Origin of the sequence: Pseudomonas sp. NFX98 (assembly GCF_047784845.1) — a bacterium.
Taxonomy (GTDB): domain Bacteria; phylum Pseudomonadota; class Gammaproteobacteria; order Pseudomonadales; family Pseudomonadaceae; genus Aquipseudomonas.
In genome coordinates this window covers 68,647-93,167 of record NZ_JBLNNF010000002.1, presented here as the reverse complement: position 1 = coordinate 93,167, position 24,521 = coordinate 68,647, and the positions used below count along the sequence as shown (strand labels likewise).

Below are 24,521 nucleotides of genomic sequence, written 5' to 3'. Positions count from 1 at the left end.
ACTTGCGCTGCACCCAAAGCTCAGGCATGAAAAGAGTGCGCAGGCTGGCTCGCCAATGCTTGCCCCGTGAGGCCAGTACTCCATCGAGAGAGGCCTCCAGTGTGTAGGCGACACTGCTGGAGCAGTTGCGATAAGTCAGGTTGTAGCTTTCATTGCGGCTGTACGTGCGCCAGAAACGTTCCAAGGCGTGATTGTTGTACTGACGAAACAGAATCTTTCGGTCCGAGTCGCACCAATGAGCAGGTCGATCAGTACCCCGGCGCTTCTCAGGCTCCAAAGCAAACCCATCAGCGCGATGAATTTGGCTTTCGTGCGCACGAACTCGGCTCCAAACAACAGCAACGCGATTTGTATCATGCTGATTACCTTTTCGCGTCTTGCAGGAGGGTGTCATAACATGGGCAGTAAAGGCGCAACGGCAAAGACACCCACTGCCTGCATCGCCGCGTTGATTCCAACATACAGCTCGCTGAAACCCGCGGCGGTCAACTTTATGGCGATCAAAGGAGCGCTCAAGCCGTAGCTCAGACCAAATATCATCACGGTCAGGATTATGAGTGACTTGCCATTTCCCGGGTTTGACAAGCTCATCCCTCCTTCGGCTTTGTTCCAGCGGCCAATGCGCCAAGCATCTGTAGTTTCGAGATACTTGCGGGACAGGCCAAGGATGCAGGACGCAATTTTTAGTATAACGTTGGCCGCGCCGTGTCGATGGGCATGCTTGCGGTACTTCTACGGTTACGTTTATTCCAAGCCAGAATCACATAGTTTTTTCATCAGGATTTGCCATGAACGAACGACATATGATCCGCCAGGCAGTTGCAGACGATGAGGTCGCTGTGCGCGCTTGTGCCGAGCAAGCGTATGCCCAGTATGTTTGCGTGATAGGACAAAAGCCTGCACCGATGCTGGCGGATTTCAGGGCACAGATTGCGGCAGGCTACGTTTACCTATCCACTGGAGAACAAGAAGAACTGCGAGGCTTCATAGTCTTCTTTCCGGTGGATCAGCATATGTTTCTCGAAAACGTGGCCGTGTCTGAAGCCGGGCGTGGGAAAGGTATCGGCAAGTCACTCGTTCAATTTTGCGAGGCCCAAGCGTTGCGCTTGGGCCTTGGCAGCGTTCATCTCTACACGAATGTGAAGATGACCGACAATCTGTCTATTTATCCACGACTGGGTTATGTGGAAGTCGAGCGGCGTTCGGAGGATGGATTCGATCGCGTCTACTTTGAAAAAACGCTTTGATTGAGAGGTTTAGCCGACCAAGGGGCGTTGTAGCGAATGAGCGCATATGGCCCAAAGCGGACGCTCGCCTCCAGCCAGTGCTCAGTTTGAACAAACCGGTCGCTCACCCAAACGTTCTACCAATCTTACGAGATAGCCATCGGGATCCTGGACGATGAACTCGCGCTGGCCGACTTCTACATTATCAGCCCGATACCAAGTGTCTTTGCATTCTCGATAGAGTGGTTGCTTACCGGCATTTTCGCAGTTGGGCCTATGGGCACCAACATTATCGGTGCTGTTGCGCTTTCTCCAGGGATTTGGCATTGCGCCGTCCTTTCACACTAACGAGCCCGCGGTTCATTATTCGGCGGTTCAGAAGACCCAGGTAACCGGTTTTTCATATCCGCATTACTGCAGGCTGCACTGGATGAGCCGGACATCACTTGGCTGACAGCTCCTGGGTGTCCCATCCACCACCCAATGCCTTGATCAGGGCGACGCTCGCCGCCAACTGTTGCGTCTGCAAGTCGAGCACGTTGCGCTGGGTCTGCAACGAAGCGGTCTGCGCCACCACGACATCGAGGTAACGGACCGCACCCTGTTTGTAACGGGCCATCGACAGGTTTTCCGTGAACTGCGCAGCCTCTGCCGCCGCGCGCTGATCGTCCAGCGCCGAGCCCAGGCCGTCGATGATCGACAGGTTGTTTTCCACCTGCTGGAACGCGGCCAGGACCTGGGCACGGTATTTGCCCGCCGCTTCGGCGGTGGCGGCCGTGGCCGAATCGATTTGTGCCTTACGCAGACCACCGTCCAACAGCGTAACGGCCAACGACGGGCCGATGGCCCAAAACAGGTTGGGTGCGCTCAGGAGATTGGCGAATTCATTGCTCTGGTAACCCCCTTGAGCACTTAACGTCAGTGCCGGAAACCAGGCACTGCGCGCCACGCCGATGCGCGCATTGGCTGCCTCCACACGCCGTTCGGCCGCGGCAACGTCTGGACGGCGTTGCAACAACGCCGACGGAACCCCGGGGGGCACCATTGGCACCAGCAGCGTGGCGGCCCGTTGTTCAAGACTGAAGGTCGACGCCGAGGTTCCCACCAGCGCGGCGATCGCGTGCTCCAGCAAAGCGCGCTGCACCTGGTTCTGTTTAAGCAGCGATTTTGCCGAGGACAGTTGTGCGTTGGCGCGAGAGACGTCCAGTCCGGACACAATGCCACCGTCATGAAGACCCTGGGTCAGCTCCAATGCCCGGGAAAACGCCGCGCTGGTTTCGCTGAGCAGCCTCGTTTGCTGGTCCAGCCCGCGCAGGCGGATGTAGTTGTCAGCCAGTTGCGCCTGCAGGCTCAGGCGTACCGAGGCCAGATCGGCGCGCGATGCCTGCTCTTCATCGGTGCCGGCGGCCACCGAATCGCGTACGCGTCCCCATAGATCGATTTCATAGTCCACCTGCAGGCCCAGCGTACCGGCGTTGTAAACGTCCCCGGTGCTGCTGGCACGCAGCGGTCGGGTATCGGACTGGCGATTGCGTTGGGCACTGCCGATGCCTTTGACCGTTGGCAACTCAGCGGAGCTGACCTGGCTGACATAGGCCTGCGCCTGCTGATAGTGGGCGAGCGCGGCACTGAGGTTCGGGTTGTTGGCCAGCAACTGCTGTTGCAGGGCGTCCAATTGCGGGTCCTTGTAGACCTGCCACCAGCCGTCGCGGTTGATGTGATCGCTGGGGGTGGCGGTGCTCCAGATACCACGGGTCTTGAATTGCTCCGGCGTCGGCACGGGCGGCGTTTCATAGTGCGGCGCCAACGAGCAGGCGCCGATGACCAACAGCGCGGCGAACAGCAGGCTGTGCTTAACCATGGGGATTGCCCTCGGCGCTGGCCGATGAGATCTGCACCGCGTCCTGGTCGCTCAGGGCATCGGGTGGCGTGTCGATGATCCGGTCGGTCGCGCTGAGACCGCTGCCGATTTCAACGCTGTCACCGAAATCCCGGGCGATGGTCACGGTCTTGAACAACACGCGATCCTGAGCATCCAGAGTCGCGACCCGCAGGCCGCGATCGTCGTATTGCAAGGCGCTGGCGGGAATCCGCAGCGCATCGGCTTGCGCCGGCAGTGCAAAGCGCACGCTGGTGTAAGCCCCTGGCAGCAGACGGGCGGGCTGGTTATCGACTTGCAGTTGCACCAGCGTGGTACCGGACGCCGCACTGACCGAATCGGCGGACGCGATGACCGTGGCCAGGAACACTTCCTTCGGGTATTCCGGCACGCTGATTTGCGCGCTGCTGCCGAGTTTGATCTGCGCCGCATAGGACTGCGGCACCTGCACATAGACCCGCAGGCGACTGACCTCGGACACGGCGAACAACTCTTGTCCGCCACTGCTGTTGCCAGCGTTGATCAGCGCGCCGACATCGGTGGTGCGTGCGGTGACCACCCCGTCAAACGGCGCGACCAGGCGCTGAAAACCCTTGGTCGCGGTCAGTCGTTCAACGTTGGCCTGGGCCGCCATCACCTGTGCCTGTTTCGCCGCCAGATCGCCGTTGCGCTCGTCGACTTCCTGTTTCGAAACCGAGTCCGACGCCAGCATTGCCTGCCAGCGCTTGGCACTGGTGCCGGCCAGGGTCGCATTGGCTTTGGCGGTGGCCAGGTCGGCGCGGGCCTGCAACAGCTGCTGGTCCAGTTCCGGGGTATCGATTTCAGCGAGTAGCTGCCCGGTCTTGACCCGGGTACCGATGTCGGCTTTCCACGACTTCAGGTAACCGCCGACCCTGGCAAAGATCGCCGCCCGCGACCAGGCTTCCAGGCGTCCGGGCAATACCAGCGCAGGCGCCTGGGGCACGGCCAGTGCCTTGACCAACAGGACATTGGGCAGCGCCTGTTTTTCGGTCCAGGTCTGCAAGGCCGCGGACTCACTGGCGCGCCCGGTCATGCCGAACGCAACGATGGCGATCAGGACAATCAGCGTCAACAACAGGCCAATGCGAGCGCGGCTTTTGCGAGGATGAGATGGAGCAGTGTCGGTATGCATGTCAAAACCCTTCAATAGCAGTGGTCTGAACGCGGGCATGACCCTGGCGCGCGTGGACAAGACTGAAAATGAGCGGCACCAGGAACAGGGTCGCGGCGGTGGCAAAGCTCAGCCCGCCGATCACGGCACGGCCCAGCGGCGCGTTCTGCTCGCCGCCTTCACCCAGGCTCATCGCCATGGGCGACATGCCGATGATCATCGAGATCGCGGTCATCAGTACCGGACGGAAACGGCTGAACCCGGCTTCCAGCGCCGCCATCACCGGATCGCCATGTTCGGCCAGGCATTCGCGGCAGAAACTCACCACCAGGATCGCGTTGGCGGTGGCCACCCCCATGCACATGATTGCCCCGGTCAGGGCGGGTACCGACAACGGCGTGTGGGTGACGAACAGGATCCAGACGATGCCGGCCAGCGCCGCCGGCAGCGCGGTGATGATCACGAACGGGTCGCTCCAGGACTGGAAGTTGACCACGATCAACAGGTAGATCAGCACCACCGCGCCGAGCAGGCCGAACAGCATGCCGCTGAACGCACTGTTCATCGTGGTGATCTGCCCTTGCAACGCTACCTTCGAACCCTTCGGCAGGTCATTGACGTGGGCGGCGAGGATCTTCTGGATATCGGCGGCGACACCGCCCAGGTCACGGCCCTGGATCGAGGTCAGGATTTGCACCATCGGCTGGATGTCCGACTGCGTTACCACCGAATGGTTGCGGGTCCGCTCCACTGTAGCCAACCCGCCGAGGATCTGCCCGTTGCTGCCCGCTGCGGTAGAGGCCGATGAGAGCGGCAGGTTGCGCAGCGCCGCCAGCGTGTCGAGGCTCGACTGCGGCGTCTGCAGCACGATCGGGTACGACACGCCGTTGGCGGTGTTGAGCCAGAACGTCGGCGCCACCTGGCTGGAACCGGCCAGGTTGACCACCAGGCTATTGGTCACATCGCGCTCGCTGATCCCCACCAGTTGCGCCCGCGTACGGTCAACGTTGATGTTGAAGGTCGGCAATTGCTGCGACTGCTGGATCCGCGCATCGACAACGCCAGGGACCCGACGAATCTCCCGCAACAGGGTGTCGGCGTAGGCGTAGTTGGCCGGCAGGTTGCCGCCGATGATTTCCAGATCGATCGGCGCCGGGGTGCCGAAATTGAGAATCTGCCCGACGATGTCCGCCGGCGGGAACGAAAACACCACCTCGGGGAACTGCCGTGGCAGTTGTTCGCGCAAATGGCGGACGTAGTCGGCGGTCGGCCCGTGGCCCTCCGTGAGGCTGATCTGCACATCGCCGTCCTGGGCGCCGATGGTGCCGGTGTTGTTGTAGGCCATATTGATGCCGCTGATGGGCTGGCCGATGTTGTCCACCAGGGCATTGAGCTCCTCGGCCGGGATGATCCGGCGAATCGCTTCTTCGACCTGCGCGATGGTGCGGTTGGTGGTCTCCAGGCGCGTGCCGACCGGGGTGCGGACGTGCATCAGGATCTGCCCGGAATCCACCGCCGGGAAGAAGTTTCGACCCAGGGACGGCACCAGCGCAAAGGACACGAAGATGAAGCCGAACACCGTGAGCAGCACGATCTTGCGATGCTCCAGCGCCACCTGCAGCAGGCCGTGATAGCTCTGGCGGATGCGCTCGAAACGCACCTCGAACCCACGCTGGAAAAGCACCAGCGGATTGCGACTGCGTGTGCTGCCTTCACCCGGCACATGGGGTTTGAGCAGGTAGTTGGCCATGGTCGGTACCAGGGTCCGCGACAGGATGAACGAAGCGATCATGGCGAAGATCACCGCCAGGGCCATCGGCACGAACAGGAAACGCGCCACCCCTTCGAGGAAGAACATCGGCACGAACACGATGCAGATACACAGCAGCGAGACGAACGCCGGGGTCACGATCTGCGCGGCGCCGTCCATGATCGCGTCCTCGACGGATTTGCCCTGTTCCAGGTGCCAATTGATGTTTTCGATGGTCACCGTGGCATCGTCCACCAGGATCCCGACGGCCAGCGCCAGCCCCCCCAGGGTCATGATGTTGAGGGTTTCACCCAAGGCTGAGAGCGCGGTGATCGAGGCCAGGATTGCCAGGGGGATCGACACCGCGATGATCACCGTCGAACGCCAGCTGCCGAGGAACAGCAGAATCATCAGGCTGGTCAAACCGGCCGCAATCAACCCTTCCCGGGCCACTCCACTGATCGCCGCGCGGACGAACAGCGATTGGTCGCCGATCGGTTCGATGCTGAGGTTTTCCGGGAACTGCGCCTTGACGTCGGAAAGCTTGCTCTTGATTCCGGCGATCACCCCGAGGGTCGAGGCCGAACCGGTCTTGAACACCGGAATCAGCACCGAACGGCTGCCGTTGACATTGACGATGTTGGTCTGAGGCGGGTTGCCGTCCTTGACCGTGCCGATATCGCGAATCAACACCGTGGTGCCGTTGGCGGTCTTGATCGGCAGGTCTTCCAGGTCCTTGAAGGCCACGGGCGAGTTGTTCAATTGCAGGGTGTATTCGTAGCTGCCGATCTTCTGCGTGCCCACGGGTGTAATCTGGTTTTGCTGCGCCAGCGCCGTGGCGACGTCCTGCGCCGACAGCCCTCGCGCCTGCATCTGGGCCGGGTCGAGATCAATCTGCACTTGTCGAGACTTGCCGCCGTACGGAAATGGCACTGACGCGCCGGGCACCGTGGTCAATGGCAGGCGCACGCTGTTCAGGCCCAGGTCGCCCAGCTTCTGCTCGCTGAGGTTCTTGCCCGACAGGGCCAGTTGCACAATGGGCACTGTCGAGGCGCTGTAACTGAGGATCAACGGTGGCACCGTGCCCGGCGGCAGATTACGCAACATGAACTGCGACACCGAGGTCAGTTGCGCATTAGCCGTGGCAATGTTCACTCCCGGCTGGAAAAACACCTTGACGATGCCATAGCCATTGAACGACTGCGCTTCGAGATGGCGAATGTCGCTGACCGTGGTGGTCAATACCCGCTGGAACGGCGAGGTAATGCGGCCCGCCATCTGATCCGGTGACAGCCCGGTGTATTGCCAGATGACCGCAATCACCGGAATGCGGATTTCCGGAAAAATATCCGTGGGTGTCCGCAGGGCCGCCAGAGGCCCGACGATGAGGATCAGGATGGCGAGCACGACAAAGGTATACGGCCGTCTCAAAGCAACGCGCACAAGGCCTAGCATGGGAGGATTCCGGATAAGCGTTATAAGAAATCGAGGCGCGGGGGAGAAGCCCATACCTCGACATTCAGGACAACGCGTTTGTGGGTGTTATGCAGCAAGAAGGTGTAAGCCGACCAAGCCCATAGGAGCGGCTCGCGTACAAACCCTGTTCCTACGGGTATCGGTAATCTGATTTTCCTTATCGCACGCCGACGTCCGCGCTTGCCTGACGGCGCGGCGCACCGAGCCAGTGGATGGCCAACGCAATCAGCCCTAGCGCAATACCGAAGACCACGATGCCCGGCCAGCCGTAATGGGTCATCAGCCAGCCGCTGATGGTCACGCCTAGCGCGCCGCCGAGGAAGGTGGCGGTCATATAGAGGCTGTTGATGCGACCTTGTGCTTTTGGATCGACTGCGAAGGCGCGAGTCTGGTTGGACACCAGTCCCGACTGCACGCCGATATCGAGAACAATAACGCCGATTACCAGGAAAATAATCGAGGACTGCGCCCCAGCGAGGAGCAGGAAAGCCAGGGTAACGATGCCGATGCTTGCCCCAATCACAGTCCGCGAGCCCAGCCGGTCAGTGGCGCGACCACCCAGTGAAGCTGCAAGCGCACCGGCTGCTCCGATGATGCCGAAGCCGCCCGCCCACGCACTGCCAAGGTGCCAGGGACCATCGCTCAGGAGCGCAGCAAGGTTGACCCAAAAGGCGTTAAAACATGCCCACAACAGCGCCTGGACCATCATTGATTCGCGGATCGAGCGATTGTCGCGCGCCAGTGGCCAGAGCGACGCGAGCAGTTTTCCGTAGGACAGGGTGGTGGTAGGCACCCCCCGCGGCAGAAGCATCGCCGCAGCTATAAACACCGGGATCATGAACGCTGCTTCCACGCCGTAGACCGCGCGCCATCCCCAGGCTTCCCCAACTACGCCGCTGATTGTGCGCCCAAGCAGGATGCCAACCATGATGCCGCTGACCACGGTGCCGACCGAGCGCCCGCGCTCTTGCGGCCGCGACATCACCGCGGCGAAGGGCACGAGTTGTTGGGGCACGCAACTGACGACGCCAAGGCCAAAAGACGCAGCGATGAGCGCCCAGATGCCAGGCGCAAACGCCGCCGCGAGGCCGAATAAAAAAGCGACCGCAATCTGCCCAAGCACTAGCTTGCGCCGATCAAAACGGTCACCCAGCGGCAACAGAAAGGCTAGCCCGAATGCGAAGCCAAGCAGCGCTGCGCCGGCGACGAGATCGACCGTCGTCAGGCCGATCCCCAGGTCCGACGAGATCAACGGCAGGATCGGTTGAGTGGCGTAGATGTTAGTGATCACCGCGCCAGCGATGATCGCCATCATGATGATCTTGCCGCGCGACGCTACCGCGGGCGCAGGTGAACTAGCAGATATATTGGGCAGGCCGCTCACGGCACTCTCCTTTCAATCTCCCCAATTTGTGCAGCGGGACGCCACGGGCGGGAGGTCAGGGTTGAACCTTACCTACTCGTATTTATCAAGAGAATCCCATAAGCTTGGGAAGCATCCTTCCAGAATTTGGTAGAGTCTGATGAATCGTCTTGAATCCATGTCTATCCTCATCGCCGTCGTTGATGCGGGCAGTCTGTCGGCGGCCGCGCGTCGCCTCGGCATGCCCCTGACAACCGTCAGCCGGAAGGTGGCGGAACTGGAAGCACATCTGCACACACGCCTGTTGCATCGGACGACGCGACAGCTTTCGTTAACCGAAGCCGGCGACTCCTATGTGGCGGCCTGCAGACGCATTCTCGAAGACATTGGCGAAGCCGAACGCGCAGCGACGGGTGAATACGCCAGCCCTAAAGGCGAACTGGTGGTCACCGCCCCGGTCGTGTTCGGGCGCTTGCACGTGGTGCCAGTTGTGGCGGAATTTCTGGCGCACTACCCGGAGATTGACATCAACCTGGTGTTGACCGATCGCGTCGTGCATCTGATGGACGAACACGCTGATGTCGCAGTGCGAATTGGCGAACTGCCGGACAGCATGCTCATGGCCACGGAAGTCGGAACAGTGCGCCGTGTTGTCTGCGCGAGTCCGGCCTACCTGGCAACCCATGGCGTGCCGACCACACCACAAGATCTCGCCGGGCATGACTGCATCACCTTTGAAGTCCTCGCGTCCATGCGCGCCTGGGTGTTTGGCGCTGGCAAGTCAGAGCTGTCCGTGCCCGTGCATTCACGGTTTACCGTCAATACCGCTGAAGCGGCTATCGCAGCGGCGATTCTTGGGGTTGGCGTGATCCGTGTGCTGTCCTACCAGGTCGCAGACTCGGTACGAGACAATGAACTAAGTATCGTGCTCGATGAATTTGAATCAGCGCCCTTGCCCATCAACCTCGTGCACAAAGGGCAAACACCGCTGCCGTTGAAGCTGCGCGCGTTCTTTGATTTTGTGACGCCGCGGTTGCGGATTCGTACGTCGCGGGTGGGGCAACACACAGTGATCCTCTGACAGTATGTAAAACGTCGCTGTCATGAATGGCGTCAAATCATTCGCCAGGCGGGCCGACGTTATATTCCTCGTCGGTGACTTTTTCCATCCAGACGACACTCACACCGTCCAATGCTTCCTGGACGCCAATGTGGGTCATGGCAGTGGTTGCGCTTGCTCCGTGCCAGTGTTTGTGGCCCGGTGGGCACCAGATGACATCGCCGGCACGAATTTCTACGATCGGTTCGCCTTCACACTGCGTCCAGCCACAGCCTGCGGTGACAATCAGCGTCTGGCCCAGCGGATGGGTATGCCAGGCGCTACGAGCACCGGGTTCAAAGGTGACGCTGACGATGGACGCTCGGGCGGGTTCAGGAGGGGAGTTGAGTGGGTCCATACGGACGGTGCCCGTGAAGTACGCTTCAGGGGCTTTTATCGATGGCTGCGAGCCTATGCGCTTTAGGATCATGATTCAGTCCTATTGATAAATGAACAGGTGACCGTGGGGGCTTCATGCTCCGCATACACTCGATGCATGCCCTGGAGTAAAGCTACACGGGGAAGCCAGCAGATTTGGTGAGATCGTTGCATTTGTCTACACGGTGTAGCCTGGAAGCTTAACCGCAGCGGCCGCCTCTCTCGGTGTGACCCGATCGACAGTGAGAAAAAAAGTATAGTTGGCCTGGAAATCCGGATGGAAGCTAGGAGCTCCGCCGTCACATTCACCGATAAAATCGGGCCAACATCGGGCAGCACTTGGCTTTCATCGGACATGTCGCGCAGTCGGTCTGTCTTGATCGGAAGATGATGGTGTTGGCTTTGGTGACGTGCGAACGCTCGTTCTTGAAGGCTCGCCATTCGCTACGTAATGCATTGCCAGCCGGGCAGCAGTATTCCTCAGTCTCTTCATTCCAGCGGAAATCGTTACTCGAAAAGCTGTCGTTCTTGCGCTCGGTTTTGTCCCACACCGGCACATGCGGCTCGATGTCTTTTTCCTCCACCATCCAGGCCAGCATCGGCGCGGTACCGTAAGCGGTGTCGCCAATGAGGCGTTCCGGCTTGATGTCGAACTGCGCCTCAACGCGATCGATCATCGTCTTGGTGCTCTCGACTTCTGCGGTTCGATGAACCGGTGTGGGTTCCACAGCGAAACAGATCGCTGTCCAGAAAACGGCCGTGTCGGTTTTTGGAAAAGGTCGAGTGATTGGGGACTTCATCTTCAAGGCTCAATCGGCAGAACCAGCGATACGCCAAGTTCAAATGGGCCTCTTCGCACAACCGCCGCTCTGAGCGAATGCCGTAGCAATAGCCCACGATCAACATGCGGATCATCAATTCAGGATCAATCGACGGGCGCCCAATCGGGCTGTAGAAGTCGGCGAGGTGATGGCGCAAATCGCTCAGATCGAGACACCGATCAATGCTGCGCAGAAGGTGATTGGCGGGGATGTGATCTTCAAGGTTGAACGAGTAAAACAGTCGCTCCTGCCCACTCGATAACTGTCCCATCATGCAGTGTGATCCCCGCCGGCCAATGAAGCAATTTTGCCGCAGGCGAGACAGGGGAGCTACTTTCAACAGAATCGGCCGAACATTGCCGGTCACGAATGGCTTCTAATGCCGATTGTTGCCTGCCGCGACCGATTGAATCCACAACCCATAGCGTTCACCCGGTGAGTCTAGAAGCTGACACTTTAAGGCTCAGCCACCGTCCTTCCCCTGCCGCATAACTTGTTTTAGCTGTCCAACAACGATGGCGACAGTATGAAGAAATGATTGGATGTGACGTCCTTTGAGAGCCCTTTCAAGACATCGGACTCGCCTTTCAGCAGATCAATAATGCCCAGAACATTCCTGGCCTCGGTGGCCGTTAATCTGGGGATGATCGCCAGCAGATCGACGGCACAGCTTTCATTGATTGAGGCTGATTCAAGAAGCTTCAACTGAAGTTGCTGGATTCGGTGCAAGGCGTCCATCGATCGAGGTCTCGTTAGATTTGCTGATGGAAAAAGGTGCTTTTCAACGTCTTTCGGTGGCTGGTCATAACGTGCTCCTTTCGATCATGTTGCGTTGAGTCCGTCTGCAACTCACGGGCAGGCTGTGCAGCTGCATGACCCAGACAAGACTTTCTTCTTCCTGTGCTTCCAGTACTTCGACGAGTGCCTGGGTTGGGTTGCAATTGATGACGTTCGAGGCGTGGCCTGTCACCAACTTCCGGGCCTTGTTCCAGATCACGCAAAATCGATTATTCATGATTGATCTCCTGGAAAAGGGTCCACCGGTTACGGGGCGGATGTCTCATAACCGGTAGACGTTACTGCTAGAACAGCTTGAGGAAGTTGATGTAGAGGCGAGGTTCCTTGCCGTTATTGTCCTCCAGCTCTTCGGCACTCACTGAACGGGTCAGGGGAAAGGCCACCTCTGGGGATATGAACAAATCCCTGGCTACCTGGACATGAGCACCCACGCCGGCGGAGGACAGGCTTTCCGATCCTGTGTAGCGGGGCTTTTCGCTCCACACCTTGCCGATGTCCCAATAGCCGTAGTACTGAGTCGGTACGATAAAGTCCTTGATCTGGTGCTGGCGGTTGTACTGCAACTCAACCTTGCCGGCGAGGCCGTTGTCGCCAGTGATTTCCGACGGGTCATAGCCACGGCCGAACTGGCTGCCACCTACACCGAACTGTTCGGGCGTGAGCAGGCGATTGCCGAAGGCTGTTTGTCCGGTCAGCGCCAGGTACAGGTCAAGGCCTGGAGTGATGGCGCTGAGGTCTTGAATACGTTGAGCATCGAGCTGTAGCTTGGTGAAGTCCGTCTCACCACCTTCCCGTGAAGGATTGATGCGGCTTTCCGAGCTGGCACCCATCACATTCAAGCCACGGCTGACTTCGCCCTTGAGCAGATTGCGGCCGCCATGGCGGTCGGTGAAGTCCCAACTGGCACCCAGGCGCACGGCACGAATGCGATCATCGCTCGAAGGCGGCAGGTCCGGGTCGTCCAGGTACTCGGATTTACCGTTGAACCAGGTGAAGGCGGCCGAGGTCTTGACAGTCTGTGCGCGAGTGCGGATCCATGGATGGGTCACCCTTACGGCCACGGTATCGCCCGAGCTGTTGGCATTGAGAATGGAAGCCACATCGGGCTCGCCGTCGTTGTGTTGTGCCAGAACGCTGAGCATGGTGCCCTGACTGCCAAGAGGCATCTCGTACTGGCCTTCGTAGAAGGACATTTTGTCGCTCTCGATCGACCGGCCATAGCGCAGGGAAATCTGGTCACCGATCTCGAAGGGATCATTCAATGCCACACCACCGTAGGCCTGCCATGGGCCGAAATAACGGCTGTCACGGTTGTCCGCACCGACGAACCCTTCCCAGCGACGGCGTTCGGTCTGCACATTGAGGTCAGTGCCTTCGCGCACTGGCGAAGCCGACAGTACGCCTCGGGCTTCATAGCCGGGCAAGTCATTCATCAGCAGCAGGTTGCGTTCCAGGGTTTCGCCTTTGAGCGGTACTTCGTTGCTGATGTTTTTGGCGTAGCCGTCGATGGCACGATTGCTGGCGCCGCTGACATTGATACGGTTGACGCGTCCCTCGATGACCTGCAAGTGCAACTCGCCATTATCGACGCGCTGGGCAGGAACAAAAGTCCGTACCAGTAGAAAGCCAGCTGCGCGGTAGCGCTGAGTGATCGCATCGGTGATCGCGTTCACTTGGGCCAGCGTGACCTCGCGACCTTCCAGTTGGCTCAGCAATGGCCTGAAAGTCGTAGCGGGGTAGCTGTGGACGCCATCAAGCGTCACCTTGCTCACCTTGAACGGTACCTGGCTTGTCATGACGGAGGCCTGGGCCTGTTTGTCTTCTACCAATTGCTCCTGAGGGTTTACGGTCGTGGCGGGCAGTTCAAGCGTGCCCGGCATGCTATTGGGAGTGGTCCGCAGACCTTGCTCGTTGGGCAACTCGATCCGGCCCGGATCCAGTGGTTTGAGGGGCGCTGGAGTAGCCGCGAAACCTGTTGTGGCGAACGATGCGCCGGCCATGCAGACGCACAGTACGATGGCCAAAGGACGCAGGGAAAATGGGGTTGAAGTTTTCATGATATTCACAGGCCTCCCTTGGCTTGTTGGTCAATGGTTCTGGGCATCACGCTGCGGTTCCACTCGGGGAACGGGTAGGTGCCGTGGTCGATCAGGCGGTTGGCGTAGTCCAGCAACTCGGCTTTATCGGGCAGTTGCTGCTGCGCGGAACCGTGGGAACGGGGCTTGCAGATCAGTTGCACGCTGTAGGTGCGCACGATCGCCGGGCTCGCGGTATGGTTGGCGATGACCGCCGACGGCGATTCCAGTGGGCTGCAGCGTTCGTCGCCAGAAGCCTGCGCAACGGCTGCCGGATCGGTGCGGTTGGCGGAAGGCTGCACTGGCGCGGTTTCCGGCGTTGGCAATGGCTGATCGGGTACTTGGGGAACGTCTGGAGCCGGGGTAACCGAGTCTTCAGCGACTGGCCCCTTGATCGTCAGAACTCCGTTGATGAAGGTCACGTCATAATTGGCGCTGACCAGCCGCTGGCCATCTTTCTCGAAAATGCTGTAATTGCCGGGTTTTTCACCGGGTGCCCGGTCGAGGCCGAAGGGGTGTTCGTCGTCGCTGAATTTCCAGCCTTTGGCATCGTAGGTGAGGGCGGGATCCTGTTGACCCGCTTCCTTGGCCTGGTCGTGAGCGGTCACCACCAGCGGCGCAGGCTTGATCACCAAGGTCCCGGCGTGGGTGTCGAGCACATAACGTTTGCTGACGTACTCATCAACGGCCACTTGGCCATTGATCGAATAGTTGCCAACGCTGGAGCGCTCATTGGCCGCGGTGCTGTAGCTGACGTTGGGTATGAACCGGTCCTGCGCCAGTTGCCGATCGACGAAGCTGTCCACTTCCTTGACTGCCGTGGCGTTTTGTTGGGCCACAAGACCCGAGTTGCCGAACGCAGCATTGTCATCGCCGTACTGGCGGCTCTGGTCATTGACCTTAAGATCGAGACTGGCCTGTTGCGCCTGCAGCACAATGGCCGACTCCGGCGCCTGCTGGGTCTGCAGGAAGTGCACACGGGCACGTTCGAGCAGCGGCCGGTTCGGGGCATCGCCGATGGGTTGCGCCCAGTTCTGGTCGTTCATCAACCAGCCGAACAGCACGTTGGCGGAAGTGACTGTGTCGCCGAGCCCTACCACCAACTGTTCAGACGCACCGGTTTGGCTGTTGTGTTGAATTTCGGCAGGGTTCAACGGACCCGCGATGTTGTATTCGGCCACACCCCAACCGGCGTTGGGCGCGTAATCGGGGTCGGCGACAACCACCATGCCTTTGTTGGCATCGAAACTGAAACCGATGGGCATCTCGCTGACCAACTGACCATTACGGATGACAGTGGTCAGATTGCTGTTGGCCGCATTGGGTTTGAGTTCCCAGTTCACGCCGGCGTTGTCGGTGAACTTCAAGCCACTGACCAAGTAGTCGGAACTGTCCAGGTAGCGCAGCAGTTCACCAGGAGGAATTTCCTTGCCTTGGGCATCGACAAAACCGGTGGCTTCAAACACCAGGTAATCGAAGCCCTGACCGTTCTGTCCAAGGACTACTTCCTTGTACATATTGCTGTCGGCAATCACGTCTTGAGAGCCGATGTATTTGATCTGTTGAGCCTTCACACCGTCCAGGGATTCACCGGAGTAGGGTGCACTGACCGTACCCACGTTGGTGCCGCCGGCATTGGTTTGATTGAAGGTGAAAATGCCGTTAGTGGCTTTGCCGGCGAGGGTCCCGGCATGGTTCAGCGGGCTGTCGAGGCGAACGCTGGCGCCTTGCACGGCAACCTGTTTGCCGATCAAAGCCGTATTGGCCTCTTGGGTGACGGACGCAGTATTGGACGTTTTGATCCAGACCACGCCTTTGCCAACGTCGATGATCGCCCGGCGATTCCACGCGGCGTCACCGGTCTGGCCCGCGAGCGCGTCATCGATCAGTTTGACGTCACCTGTGGCGCTGATGAACAGGTTGCCATCCTTGAGCAGGATCGGTGCCTTGATGTAGACCGAGCCACTGTCATTGCTTTTGTCGGTGCCTTCATAAGTGCTGACTTGGCCCACGTTACCGCTGGCGATCAGCGCCAGGCTTTTGCCGGCGGCCACGTCTTTGGCGACGATAGGGGCATTGACGTTGATGCGTCCGCTGGCCTCGATGCGTACGTCGTTATTGGCCAGGCTATCGACGATGGACTGAGCACTGATGTCGGTACCGTTCTCGATATCAGAGATGGTCGCTACCACAGGATCGAGCAACCAGAGGCCGGCCTGTTTACCGCCAGAAGCAATGATGCTGGCGTCTTTACTGATACTGAGGATCTTGCCGGAGGTTTCGACAATGCCGCCCTTGTCGCCACCCTTGGCGCTGGCCTTTCCGGCAAAACGCGTGGTGCCGTCGGACCACACCACCACCTGGCCGCCGTCGCGGGCACCGTCGGCGACCAGTTTTGCGCCTTTTTCGACGGAGGTGGCGGAGGAAGCCGGGGTGCTGCCTTTACCCTGGAAACTGCCGCCGACAGCGATCGAGCCACCTTTGCCCTCGGAGCCGGAGGCATTGAGGTCGGCGCTCGAGGACAGGATCACGTCCTTGCCCGAAACGCTGATGTTGCCGCCATCGCTGCCTTGGGCGGAAAGCTTGCCACTGACCACGATGCGATCAGCGTTACCCAGCACGATACTGCCGCCTTGATTGCTGACCGAGTCGGCAATTACCGCGCCACCGACGCCGATGACCGAATCCAGATGTTTGGCCGCGCGTTGTGCGCTCATTGCCACGACGCCTTCACCGACTTCGATATGGCCGTTGTTCTGCACGCCACCGGTCAGCGAGGAATCAACCGATTCTTTTTCGCCAGCGGTGCCACCGATGGCCAGGCTGATCAAGCCATCGCCCTGGAAGTCGAGCGATGCTTGTGGGCCGGTGGCCAGGGTTACCTGACCTTTGCGGGCCTGAATCACACCATTGTTTTCAACCTGCGCGCCCAGCAGTGCCACGATGCCATTGTCATGGACGGAAATTTGTCCGTCGTTGCGCACCAGGCCTTTGAGCTGGATGTCGAGTTTGCCGCTGTCGGCGAAGGCCTTGAGTTGTTCGTCGGTGATCATGCCGGCGCCGGCAACCAGAGCACTGGCGGAAATCCGCGAATTGGGGGCAAACCAGATACCGGCTGGGTTGAGCAGGATCAGTTTGCCGTTGGAAGTGAGCATCCCGTAGATGTTTGATGGGTTGCCGCCCGTCACCCGGTTGAGGGTCACGGAAGTGCCATCGGGTTGCTGGAAGTGCACTTTGTTGTCAGGGCCGATGGAGAATTTCTGCCAGCTGATGCCGGTACGTGGCGTCTGGGTCTGGATGTGCAGGCTGTTGCCGTCTTGCGAGATCTTCGCCGCACCGGAAATCACTTCACCTTGTTGGGGCAAGGCGTCCATGGCAAAAGCGACGGGGCAACTCAGGCTCAGGCCGGCGAGGCCAAGGGCGATCACGATGGCCTGGCTCAGGCGTTTGATCGAAAAATCGGGGTGTTGAAGGGGGCTGCATCCCTGGGTATTTTTCATGTCCGGAACTCCTCGAAGAAGATGGCGCATCGCGTTATCGCCGATGCAGTCATTCTTGCGAGGAGGGCAGTACGAAGAGGATCAGGGAATCATGAGAACGCTGTAGTGCTATCACTACAGCAAGGGGGCATGGAGGAGAAAGGATTAGAGCGCCTGAGATAATCGCAGGCGAATGATGGCCAGCGACCCTTCGGCCGAAGGAGGTTCGAGCAGCAGTTCTCCGCTCATCAAAATGATCAGGCGCGTACAGAGCGCCAGTTGCGGGTTGATATCGTTTTGCGTGAGGTAGTCCGCCAGGCCTTCGGCCCGCGACGCCGGCCCGGGAGCGACGCTCAGTTGCCAGAGCAATTCCGCCTGGGGCGACGGCGTCAGCTGAACCTGCAAAGTGATGTCCTGCAGTCCCAGGTCCAGGCAGTACTTGAACATCGATCGCAGCATTTGCCGGAAGCGGTTCGGGTCCACCCAGACATTGGCGGGAGGCGAATCGGGGTGCAGCACGATCAGCGGCTGTGCAGCGGGATACTTTCGGTTGAAGTCATCCACCTCATGACGGGTCAGCTCATTCAGCTCATCGGCACGGGGCATCAGAACCAGGGTTCCCCGCTCGATGCGCACCACGTCCAGCAATACTTGAATATGTTCTTGCACGGCCAGGACGGTGGACTGGATACCGCTTAATAGCGCGTTATCCGGTTGTTGATGGCAGACCCGATGCACTGACTTGATGACGTCGCCCAACTGCGCCATGAGTTGCTCGCCGGCATCGTGCAGGAACAACGTGCGGGTTCGGCTCAAGGAGCGGCGCTGCTCCCTCGCTCGGGTCAAGGATGAAATCTGTTGGTCCTGCTCGGTGATATCCACCGTGGAGCAGAGCATGCCGGTCAGTGCGCCCTGAGCGTCGTGCAAGGGCACGCCCCAGCTGCGCACCGTCATTTGCCGGTCGCGGTAGCGCAAAACCAGCTGGGTACTGAAAGGCTGGCCGAGTGCGACAGCCTGCAGGTAGTCCTGATGCAGCCTCAGGGCTTCTTCAGGGGCGAGCACGCTGCTGTCGATGATGCGCATCCCCACGGCCTGCTCCCGGGTGACGCCGTGAAATTCAAGGTACTGACGATTGCAGGCCAGCAGATAACCTTGAACATCTCGCAGGGAAACCGGCATGGGCATGGCGTCGAATATCTGGTGGAAGCGTTCCTGCTCGGAATTGTTCGCGCCGGTCACCTCGGCAACCGAATCGATGCTGGCGATCATGCCCTGACGCCAGGCTATTTCCAGCACCTCGGCCAGCGAATCGACATTGAGTTTGCGCTGCAGGCGCGCCTTGTAGGTGCTGACCGTGCGATCACTGAGCGCCAATTCATCGGCGATGTCTTTGTTGCTGCGGCCGCTGGCCAGGTAACGCAGCACAGTGAGTTCCCGGGCAGAAAGACTGCCCAGCTGCGCTTCCTCGGCCTTTATACCGATCTGCGGTGCAACATTGCCCACCAGCCGGCTCGGGAAATAGCTGTGACCGTGGAGCAATGTCCGCACAGCCTCGCGCAACTCACTCGAATCGTCCTGTTTGCTGATGAATCCCGTTCCGCCAGCTTGCAGGCTCAAACCGGCAAAGTGCTCGCTGTTCTGCGCGGTCAGCACGAGGATAGGGATCTTGCTGGCCTGCTTTCGCAGGCGACGGATGACTTCCAGACCACCGAGGCGAGGTAGTGCCAGGTCAAGGATCAGCAGCGAGGGGGCGAGATTCAACGTTTGCCGCAAAGCATCCGCGCCATCGTCCAGCTCGGCGACAATCGAGTGCCCCTGTGCTTCGAGTATCTGACGTACGCCATGTCGAAACAGCGGTTGTTCATCCGCAATCACGATTTTGCTCATCCCGGGATGCCCCTGGCAGGAGATCCGATGAGTCTAGCCGCATCTAGTCCCATGGCTGAAGACACTGGAGATTGTCAGCGAACCGCACGTGCATCACTGGTTAGTCTGGTGCCGCCCGCATTGTCGTATTTACCTTCACCAATCCCTGAATTGGACCCATCGTTTTGTCTGGTACAACCCGGCGCGCATGCATGTAACCACCGTGTTCTCGCCCAAGTATGAAGCGATGCTGGGCGAATCATGGCTGGCAAATACCCCCACAGCAGTACGGCTGGGCGCAGGTGCAAAATATCCGCAGGGATCCGTTCGAACAGGCCGTAGGCGAAGAGCAGAAGTCGGTACTGTCTATTGGCGGTGCATTGGCTGCACCCAGCACGGCCTATCTCTACAACTGGAACCTGTTGCCGGTTGGCCAGCAGTTATGGCTACAGGAACTGGAGTCCTTTGCGGAGTTTCCACCACTGCATTCGCCGGAATCCTACAACCTCGTGCAGGTCCTGGACCAAGTCAAGGCAATGAACAAGCAGCATCCAGGCCAGTAGGCGATTGAAGTGAAGAAGCCAGGGCCCCATGGTCCTGGCTTTCTCTGCTGCAGATGATCTAATCCCCCGATTCTGTTGCCAAAAATGGCGCTGTTTGAATTGGCGTTGTTTCCACAATTCGCAGCCATCGGATTTCCTATACGCCTTGTGCCCCGGAAATCAGAACTACCTGGCACACTGGTAACTGATAGCGTTTAGTCTGTCGTGACGGTTTTTGAGTAACGTTCGACAAGGCGAAATTTCTGTACTTTGCCGGTTGGTGTGCGTGGCAACGGGTCGTTTTGTTGCAGGACTGTCTTAGGCGTCTTGAAGCCGGCCAGGCGGGCATGGCAGAACTTGATCAAGGCCTCGTCGTCGATGGGCTCGTCTTTTGGCACCACTACTGCCGTCACCGTTTCACCCCACAATGGGTCTGGCAAGCCGATCACTGCGCAGTCGGCGACACCTGCAAAAGTCAGGATCAGGTCTTCGATTTCGGCGGCGTGAACGTTTTGGCCTCCCGTCACAATGACTTCCTTTAGCCGGCCGCTGATGAAAAGGTATCCCTCTTCATCGAGATAGCCGATATCGCCGGTATGGACCCAACCGCCTTGAAATGTTTCCGCTGTTTTCGCCGGACTATCGTAATAGGCGGTTACCGAATTAGGCGAGCGACCGTAAATTTCACCGGGCTGGCCGCAAGGAAGATCGCATCCATGTCCGTCGACGATGCGCAATTCCGAAAACAATACCTGACGGCCGGCAGACGCCGGGTTGCGCTGGCGGTCTTCGGGGGTACTCAATGTCAGCGCGCCGGTTTCCTGCATGCCGTAGTACTCGTACACGTTTGGGCAGAGCTTCAGCTGTACGTTTTCGCGAATCGATTCGGGCACTGATGAGCCGGCGAACACCAGCGCCCGCAGCGAGGTCAGCTGGCGGGTCGCCAGGCTGGGGCAAGCCAGCAGCATCGCCGCCATGGTCGGTACCACATTCACCACGGTAACGCCTTGCTCGTCGATGAGGCGCAGCACGGTTTGGCTTTCGAAATTGGCCAGCACATTACACAGACCAAGCTGTATCGAGGCTATGGTCCAACCGAAACCGATCCGGCCAAACATCGGGAACACAGTCAGTGCCACGTCGCGACTGGTCAGGTCGAAACTGGTGAAAATGCTATTGCTGGCGGTGCAGTTGTAGTGATTGATTACATAGCATTTGGGTAGGCCGGTTGTGCCCGAGGTGAGGTTGAAATAGAACGGCTCGTCTTCGTTGATATCGACCTTCGGCTCACTGATCGAGGAGCGAGCCAGCAATGCCTCGTAGTCAATGCCAAGGGCGTTGCCATCGCCGAAGCTTACGCAATGCGCGACTTGCGGCAGATCGACCAACATTGGCGCCAGTGTTTCGCTGAAACGGCGTTCAGCTATCAACGCGACAGCGCCAACGGCACGCATTAGTTCGATCATTTCCAGGGGCGCCAGGCGGTAGTTGAGCGGCAGGCCGACAATCCCGTTTTTAGCCAGCGCGAAATAGATCTCCACCATCTCTGCGCGATTACTGCTCAGGAAGGCTACCCGGTCGCCTTTACGAAGGCCAATATCGGTGAGGCCGTTGGCGAGGCGATTGCAGCGCTGGTTGGTCTGAACGAAGCTGAAGTTGCGCCCCGTAGAAGAGCATATGAAGGACTTTCGTTCGGGAAATCGAATGGCAGCATTGCTAAGTATTTGCCCAACTAACATTTTGCCCATGGCTTGACTGGTCATTGAGCTTCTCCCTGGATTTTCCGGTGCCTGCGCATTGGCTGGTCCGCGCGGCATTGATTTTGTTATTGGCCGAAGTAAGCAGCACGCTGAGTCAGGCAGTGGACGTGCAGCCAGCATCTTATTTCCGGGATTGTTCACCGATCCCCCCCGCGAGGAGGGGTAAAAGGGGGGATTGGTCCATGTGGGGCGGTTGCTGGAAATCTGCTTATGGCTGATTGCCGCCGGTCACGAATGGCGGCCATTGGCCGGCAGCGACCTGAAGGAATAGACGAACCCGATGCAATAGATTGGGAAATGCAGCGCTTCAGACTGATCAGTCTGAAGGCAACTAGCGGCAAGCCGTTTCAGGAAGGCAATTGCGGAAACAGTTTCAAGCTGTCGCAAAATGCGGAGTGGGGGAACAGAGCTGCAGAAAGCAAAAAGGCCCCAATAAATTGGGGCCTTTTCGATACGAATATGGCGGAGGCGATGGGATTCGAACTCATGGACCTGTTACAGTCGACGGTTTTCAAGACCGTTGCCTTAAACCACTCGGCCACACCTCCGTTTGCGTTGCGGGCGCCATAATACCTGAATGAAACACACTGTCAAACTCTCTGCATAGCTTGTTACAGAGCGTCTGTTATTATCTTTGCGACTGAACGTTTCAAACCAACAGGAGTGTCGCCATGCGCGAACAGGATTACGCAGTTAATAACAGCTTGCAGGCTGAGCAGCTAGAGGTTAGCCGCGTCCTGCGCAACACATACGGCTTGCTCGCACTCACCCTCGCTTTCAGCGGTGTGATGGCCTTCGTCGCACAGCAGATGCGCGTCGGTTACCCGAACATCTTCGTGGTGCTGATCGGCTTCTATGGCCTTTTCTTCCTCACCAACAAACTCCGTGATTCCGCCTGGGGCCTGGTGTCGGCATTTGCCCTGACCGGTTTCATGGGTTTCCTGCTCGGCCCGATCCTCAACCGTTACCTGGGCATGCAGGGCGGCGCTGAAGTGGTCAGCTCGGCCTTCGCGATGACGGCACTGGTGTTCGGTGGCCTGTCGGCCTACGTGCTGATCACCCGCAAGGACATGAGCTTCCTCGGCGGTTTCATCACTGCGGGCTTCTTTGTCCTGCTGGGCGCGACGCTGGCGAGCTTCTTCTTCCAGATCAGCGGCCTGCAACTGGCGATCAGCGCAGGTTTCGTACTGTTCTCGTCGGTCTGCATTCTGTTCCAGACCAGCGCCATCATTCATGGCGGCGAGCGTAACTACATCATGGCGACCATCAGCCTGTATGTATCGATCTACAACCTGTTCATCAGCTTGTTGCAGCTGTTCGGCATCATGAGCCGCGATGATTGATCGTCGGCACTGAGTTAAAAAACCCGCTTTGGCGGGTTTTTTCTTGCCTGCGATTTGGCCGTGCGGTCACGCCATCGGCGGCAATCGGCGTTTGACCGGAGTTTTCTTGACGATCGCGGTATTGGTTTCCGCATGGGTATTGAGACGGTCGAGCAGGGTGTCCAGTTGTTCCATCGAGCGCACGTGCAGGCGGGCGATGAAGCAGTCGTCGCCAGTCACTTTGTCGCACTCGGTGAACTCGGGAATGGCCATGATCTGCCGTTCGACCTCTTGCAACTGACCTGGCAAGGGGCGAATGCGCACGATGGCCTGGAGTTGATAGCCGAAGCATTTCGGGTCGATTTCCACGGTGTAGCCCTTGAGCACGCCGCGCTCTTCAAGGCGACGCAAGCGTTCGGCAACGCTGGGCGAAGACAGGCCGCTGATTTGCGCCAGGGCCTTGAGCGAACGTCGCGAGTCTTCCATCAATGCCGTAATCAGCACTTGGTCGATATCATCGGTCATGGCCAAAACCTCAATTAGGCAGTTTTTCAAAATTGCCTTCGCATTAAAGGCAGATTTCGAGTTTAACCTGCTTTTTGCGCTGGAGAAGCCCCTCGGCTGATCGGCATAATTTGCCCATCAACAAAGGAGTCTGAAGATGGACAACACAATACGTCGCGGCTCGTTCGAAATGACCGCCGCCATGCTGATCTCCGGAACCATCGGCTGGTTTGTGCTGGTGTCCGGGCAACCGGTGCTGGACGTGGTGTTCTGGCGCTGCCTGTTCGGCGCCGGCACACTGCTGCTGATTTGCGCGGCATTCGGCTTCCTGCGCCCCGACATTCTGACCCGTACCACGTTCCTGTTGGCCGTGCTCAGCGGGGTGGCGATTGTCGGCAACTGGGTGCTGTTGTTCGCGTCCTATTCCCGCGCCTCGATTGCCATCGGCACCGCGGTCTACAATGTTCAGCCTTTCATGCTGGTGGGTCTGGCCGCGGTGTTTCTCAACGAGAAGATCACCCTGCAGAAAATGGCGTGGCTGGGTGTCTCGTTTCTCGGGATGCTGGCGATTGTCAGTGCCCATGGCGGGCAGGGCGAGAGCGGCAACGAGTACTTGCTGGGTATTGCTCTGGCGCTGGGCGCTGCGTTCCTTTACGCGATTGCCGCGTTGATCATCAAGCGCCTGACCGGCACACCGCCGCATCTGATCGCGTTGATCCAGGTGAGTACCGGCGTGCTGTTGCTCGCTCCGTTCGCGCACTTTTCAGCACTGCCGCAAGCACCGAGTGCCTGGGCCAGCCTGATCACGCTGGGTATCGTGCACACGGGCGTGATGTATGTGCTGTTGTATGGCGCGATCCAGAAGTTGCCGACCGCATTGACTGGCGCGCTGTCGTTCATTTATCCGATCGCAGCGATTTTCGTCGACTGGTTTGCCTTCGGCCATCGTCTGGAACCACTGCAATGGCTCGGAGTTGCGGCGATTCTGTTGGCGGCTGCGGGCATGCAGCAGGGCTGGAGCTTGAAGTTTCGACGGGCGGCAACCCAATGA

19 protein-coding genes, 1 tRNA gene and 2 pseudogenes are annotated in these 24,521 nt (G+C 59.0%); 5 read left to right on the top strand and 17 right to left on the bottom strand.

Annotation, left to right across the window (positions count from 1 at the left end; translation table 11 throughout):
* Positions 1–135: 135 nt before the first annotated feature.
* Positions 136–357 carry a hypothetical protein gene (locus ACM110_RS02845; RefSeq protein WP_416126471.1) on the bottom strand — a complete coding sequence of 74 codons (222 nt, stop codon included), beginning with the start codon at positions 355–357 and terminating at the stop codon, positions 136–138.
* A 33-nt stretch (positions 358–390) separates the two neighbouring features.
* On the bottom strand, positions 391–591 hold the full coding sequence (locus ACM110_RS02840) for a hypothetical protein (RefSeq protein ID WP_416126470.1): 201 nt from the start codon (positions 589–591) through the stop codon (positions 391–393).
* Between the two features lie 197 nt (positions 592–788).
* Between ACM110_RS02840 and ACM110_RS02835 the strand changes: the two genes are divergently transcribed.
* Entirely contained in the window at positions 789–1,247 is a 459-nt protein-coding gene (locus ACM110_RS02835; RefSeq protein ID WP_416126469.1) for a GNAT family N-acetyltransferase, read from the top strand.
* A gap of 81 nt (positions 1,248–1,328) precedes the next feature.
* Here the strand turns inward: ACM110_RS02835 and ACM110_RS02830 are convergent.
* The 5 genes and pseudogenes from ACM110_RS02830 to ACM110_RS02810 form a co-directional block, all read right to left on the bottom strand.
* Positions 1,329–1,472: pseudogene (locus ACM110_RS02830) on the bottom strand (VOC family protein); the annotation flags it as partial.
* A gap of 196 nt (positions 1,473–1,668) precedes the next feature.
* The gene (locus ACM110_RS02825; protein WP_416126468.1) at positions 1,669–3,087 is read right to left on the bottom strand and encodes an efflux transporter outer membrane subunit; all 1,419 of its coding nucleotides are present in this window, start codon (positions 3,085–3,087) and stop codon (positions 1,669–1,671) included.
* Entirely contained in the window at positions 3,080–4,258 is a 1,179-nt protein-coding gene (locus tag ACM110_RS02820; protein WP_416126467.1) for an efflux RND transporter periplasmic adaptor subunit, read from the bottom strand. Before ACM110_RS02820 ends, ACM110_RS02825 begins: the two co-directional genes overlap by 8 nt.
* A 1-nt stretch (position 4,259) precedes the next feature.
* A complete protein-coding gene (locus ACM110_RS02815; protein ID WP_416126466.1) occupies positions 4,260–7,442 on the bottom strand; it encodes an efflux RND transporter permease subunit in 3,183 nt (1,060 codons plus the stop codon).
* A gap of 178 nt (positions 7,443–7,620) precedes the next feature.
* Entirely contained in the window at positions 7,621–8,847 is a 1,227-nt protein-coding gene (locus ACM110_RS02810; protein WP_416126465.1) for an MFS transporter, read from the bottom strand.
* Positions 8,848–8,986: 139 nt separating this feature from the next.
* On the opposite strand from ACM110_RS02810, the gene ACM110_RS02805 reads away from it, so the two are divergent.
* Complete coding sequence (locus ACM110_RS02805) at positions 8,987–9,907, top strand: LysR family transcriptional regulator (RefSeq protein WP_416126464.1); 921 nt, start codon at positions 8,987–8,989, stop codon at positions 9,905–9,907.
* A gap of 37 nt (positions 9,908–9,944) precedes the next feature.
* Here ACM110_RS02805 and ACM110_RS02800 read toward each other — a convergent pair whose 3' ends face one another.
* The 7 genes and pseudogenes from ACM110_RS02800 to ACM110_RS02770 form a co-directional block, all read right to left on the bottom strand.
* Positions 9,945–10,355, bottom strand: coding sequence for a cupin domain-containing protein (locus ACM110_RS02800; protein WP_338581436.1), 411 nt, complete (start codon positions 10,353–10,355; stop codon positions 9,945–9,947).
* A gap of 277 nt (positions 10,356–10,632) precedes the next feature.
* A pseudogene (locus ACM110_RS02795) lies at positions 10,633–11,398 on the bottom strand (transposase); the annotation flags it as partial.
* A gap of 224 nt (positions 11,399–11,622) precedes the next feature.
* On the bottom strand, positions 11,623–11,862 hold the full coding sequence (locus tag ACM110_RS02790; protein ID WP_416126463.1) for a hypothetical protein: 240 nt from the start codon (positions 11,860–11,862) through the stop codon (positions 11,623–11,625).
* A gap of 64 nt (positions 11,863–11,926) precedes the next feature.
* Complete coding sequence (locus tag ACM110_RS02785) at positions 11,927–12,139, bottom strand: hypothetical protein (RefSeq protein WP_416126462.1); 213 nt, start codon at positions 12,137–12,139, stop codon at positions 11,927–11,929.
* Between the two features lie 67 nt (positions 12,140–12,206).
* Complete coding sequence (locus tag ACM110_RS02780) at positions 12,207–13,979, bottom strand: ShlB/FhaC/HecB family hemolysin secretion/activation protein (RefSeq protein WP_416126461.1); 1,773 nt, start codon at positions 13,977–13,979, stop codon at positions 12,207–12,209.
* Positions 13,980–13,984: 5 nt separating this feature from the next.
* Entirely contained in the window at positions 13,985–17,497 is a 3,513-nt protein-coding gene (locus ACM110_RS02775; RefSeq protein ID WP_416126460.1) for an MBG domain-containing protein, read from the bottom strand.
* Between the two features lie 144 nt (positions 17,498–17,641).
* A complete protein-coding gene (locus ACM110_RS02770) occupies positions 17,642–19,363 on the bottom strand; it encodes a response regulator (RefSeq protein ID WP_416126459.1) in 1,722 nt (573 codons plus the stop codon).
* 281 nt (positions 19,364–19,644) lie between these two features.
* Here ACM110_RS02770 and ACM110_RS02765 point away from each other — a divergent pair, with 281 nt between their 5' ends.
* A complete protein-coding gene (locus ACM110_RS02765) occupies positions 19,645–19,905 on the top strand; it encodes a hypothetical protein (RefSeq protein ID WP_416126458.1) in 261 nt (86 codons plus the stop codon).
* Positions 19,906–20,099: 194 nt separating this feature from the next.
* Here the strand turns inward: ACM110_RS02765 and ACM110_RS02760 are convergent, their stop codons facing one another.
* On the bottom strand, positions 20,100–21,647 hold the full coding sequence (locus ACM110_RS02760) for a class I adenylate-forming enzyme family protein (RefSeq protein WP_416126457.1): 1,548 nt from the start codon (positions 21,645–21,647) through the stop codon (positions 20,100–20,102).
* Positions 21,648–22,104: 457 nt separating this feature from the next.
* Positions 22,105–22,192: transfer RNA gene (locus tag ACM110_RS02755), tRNA-Ser, on the bottom strand.
* Between the two features lie 123 nt (positions 22,193–22,315).
* On the opposite strand from ACM110_RS02755, the gene ACM110_RS02750 reads away from it, so the two are divergent.
* Positions 22,316–22,987: a Bax inhibitor-1/YccA family protein gene (locus ACM110_RS02750; RefSeq protein ID WP_338581136.1), complete on the top strand. Its 672-nt coding sequence runs from the start codon at positions 22,316–22,318 to the stop codon at positions 22,985–22,987.
* 66 nt (positions 22,988–23,053) lie between these two features.
* Here the strand turns inward: ACM110_RS02750 and ACM110_RS02745 are convergent, their stop codons facing one another.
* The gene (locus ACM110_RS02745) at positions 23,054–23,491 is read right to left on the bottom strand and encodes an Lrp/AsnC family transcriptional regulator (protein ID WP_007987480.1); all 438 of its coding nucleotides are present in this window, start codon (positions 23,489–23,491) and stop codon (positions 23,054–23,056) included.
* Between the two features lie 136 nt (positions 23,492–23,627).
* On the opposite strand from ACM110_RS02745, the gene ACM110_RS02740 reads away from it, so the two are divergent.
* Entirely contained in the window at positions 23,628–24,521 is an 894-nt protein-coding gene (locus tag ACM110_RS02740; protein ID WP_416126456.1) for a DMT family transporter, read from the top strand.

Excerpts from the sequence above, each read along its gene's own strand:
- ACM110_RS02825 (WP_416126468.1), bottom strand. The coding sequence starts at position 3,087 with ATGGTTAAGCACAGCCTGCTGTTCGCCGCGCTGTTGGTCATCGGCGCC.
- ACM110_RS02770 (WP_416126459.1), bottom strand. The coding sequence starts at position 19,363 with ATGAGCAAAATCGTGATTGCGGATGAACAACCGCTGTTTCGACATGGC.
- ACM110_RS02790 (WP_416126463.1), bottom strand. The coding sequence starts at position 11,862 with ATGGACGCCTTGCACCGAATCCAGCAACTTCAGTTGAAGCTTCTTGAA.
- ACM110_RS02750 (WP_338581136.1), top strand. The coding sequence starts at position 22,316 with ATGCGCGAACAGGATTACGCAGTTAATAACAGCTTGCAGGCTGAGCAG.
- ACM110_RS02815 (WP_416126466.1), bottom strand. The coding sequence starts at position 7,442 with ATGCTAGGCCTTGTGCGCGTTGCTTTGAGACGGCCGTATACCTTTGTC.
- ACM110_RS02805 (WP_416126464.1), top strand. The coding sequence starts at position 8,987 with ATGAATCGTCTTGAATCCATGTCTATCCTCATCGCCGTCGTTGATGCG.
- ACM110_RS02775 (WP_416126460.1), bottom strand. The coding sequence starts at position 17,497 with ATGAAAAATACCCAGGGATGCAGCCCCCTTCAACACCCCGATTTTTCG.
- ACM110_RS02835 (WP_416126469.1), top strand. The coding sequence starts at position 789 with ATGAACGAACGACATATGATCCGCCAGGCAGTTGCAGACGATGAGGTC.
- ACM110_RS02760 (WP_416126457.1), bottom strand. The coding sequence starts at position 21,647 with ATGACCAGTCAAGCCATGGGCAAAATGTTAGTTGGGCAAATACTTAGC.
- ACM110_RS02840 (WP_416126470.1), bottom strand. The coding sequence starts at position 591 with ATGAGCTTGTCAAACCCGGGAAATGGCAAGTCACTCATAATCCTGACC.
- ACM110_RS02800 (WP_338581436.1), bottom strand. The coding sequence starts at position 10,355 with ATGATCCTAAAGCGCATAGGCTCGCAGCCATCGATAAAAGCCCCTGAA.
- ACM110_RS02745 (WP_007987480.1), bottom strand. The coding sequence starts at position 23,491 with ATGACCGATGATATCGACCAAGTGCTGATTACGGCATTGATGGAAGAC.
- ACM110_RS02845 (WP_416126471.1), bottom strand. The coding sequence starts at position 357 with ATGATACAAATCGCGTTGCTGTTGTTTGGAGCCGAGTTCGTGCGCACG.
- ACM110_RS02780 (WP_416126461.1), bottom strand. The coding sequence starts at position 13,979 with ATGAAAACTTCAACCCCATTTTCCCTGCGTCCTTTGGCCATCGTACTG.
- ACM110_RS02785 (WP_416126462.1), bottom strand. The coding sequence starts at position 12,139 with ATGAATAATCGATTTTGCGTGATCTGGAACAAGGCCCGGAAGTTGGTG.
- ACM110_RS02820 (WP_416126467.1), bottom strand. The coding sequence starts at position 4,258 with ATGCATACCGACACTGCTCCATCTCATCCTCGCAAAAGCCGCGCTCGC.
- ACM110_RS02740 (WP_416126456.1), top strand. The coding sequence starts at position 23,628 with ATGGACAACACAATACGTCGCGGCTCGTTCGAAATGACCGCCGCCATG.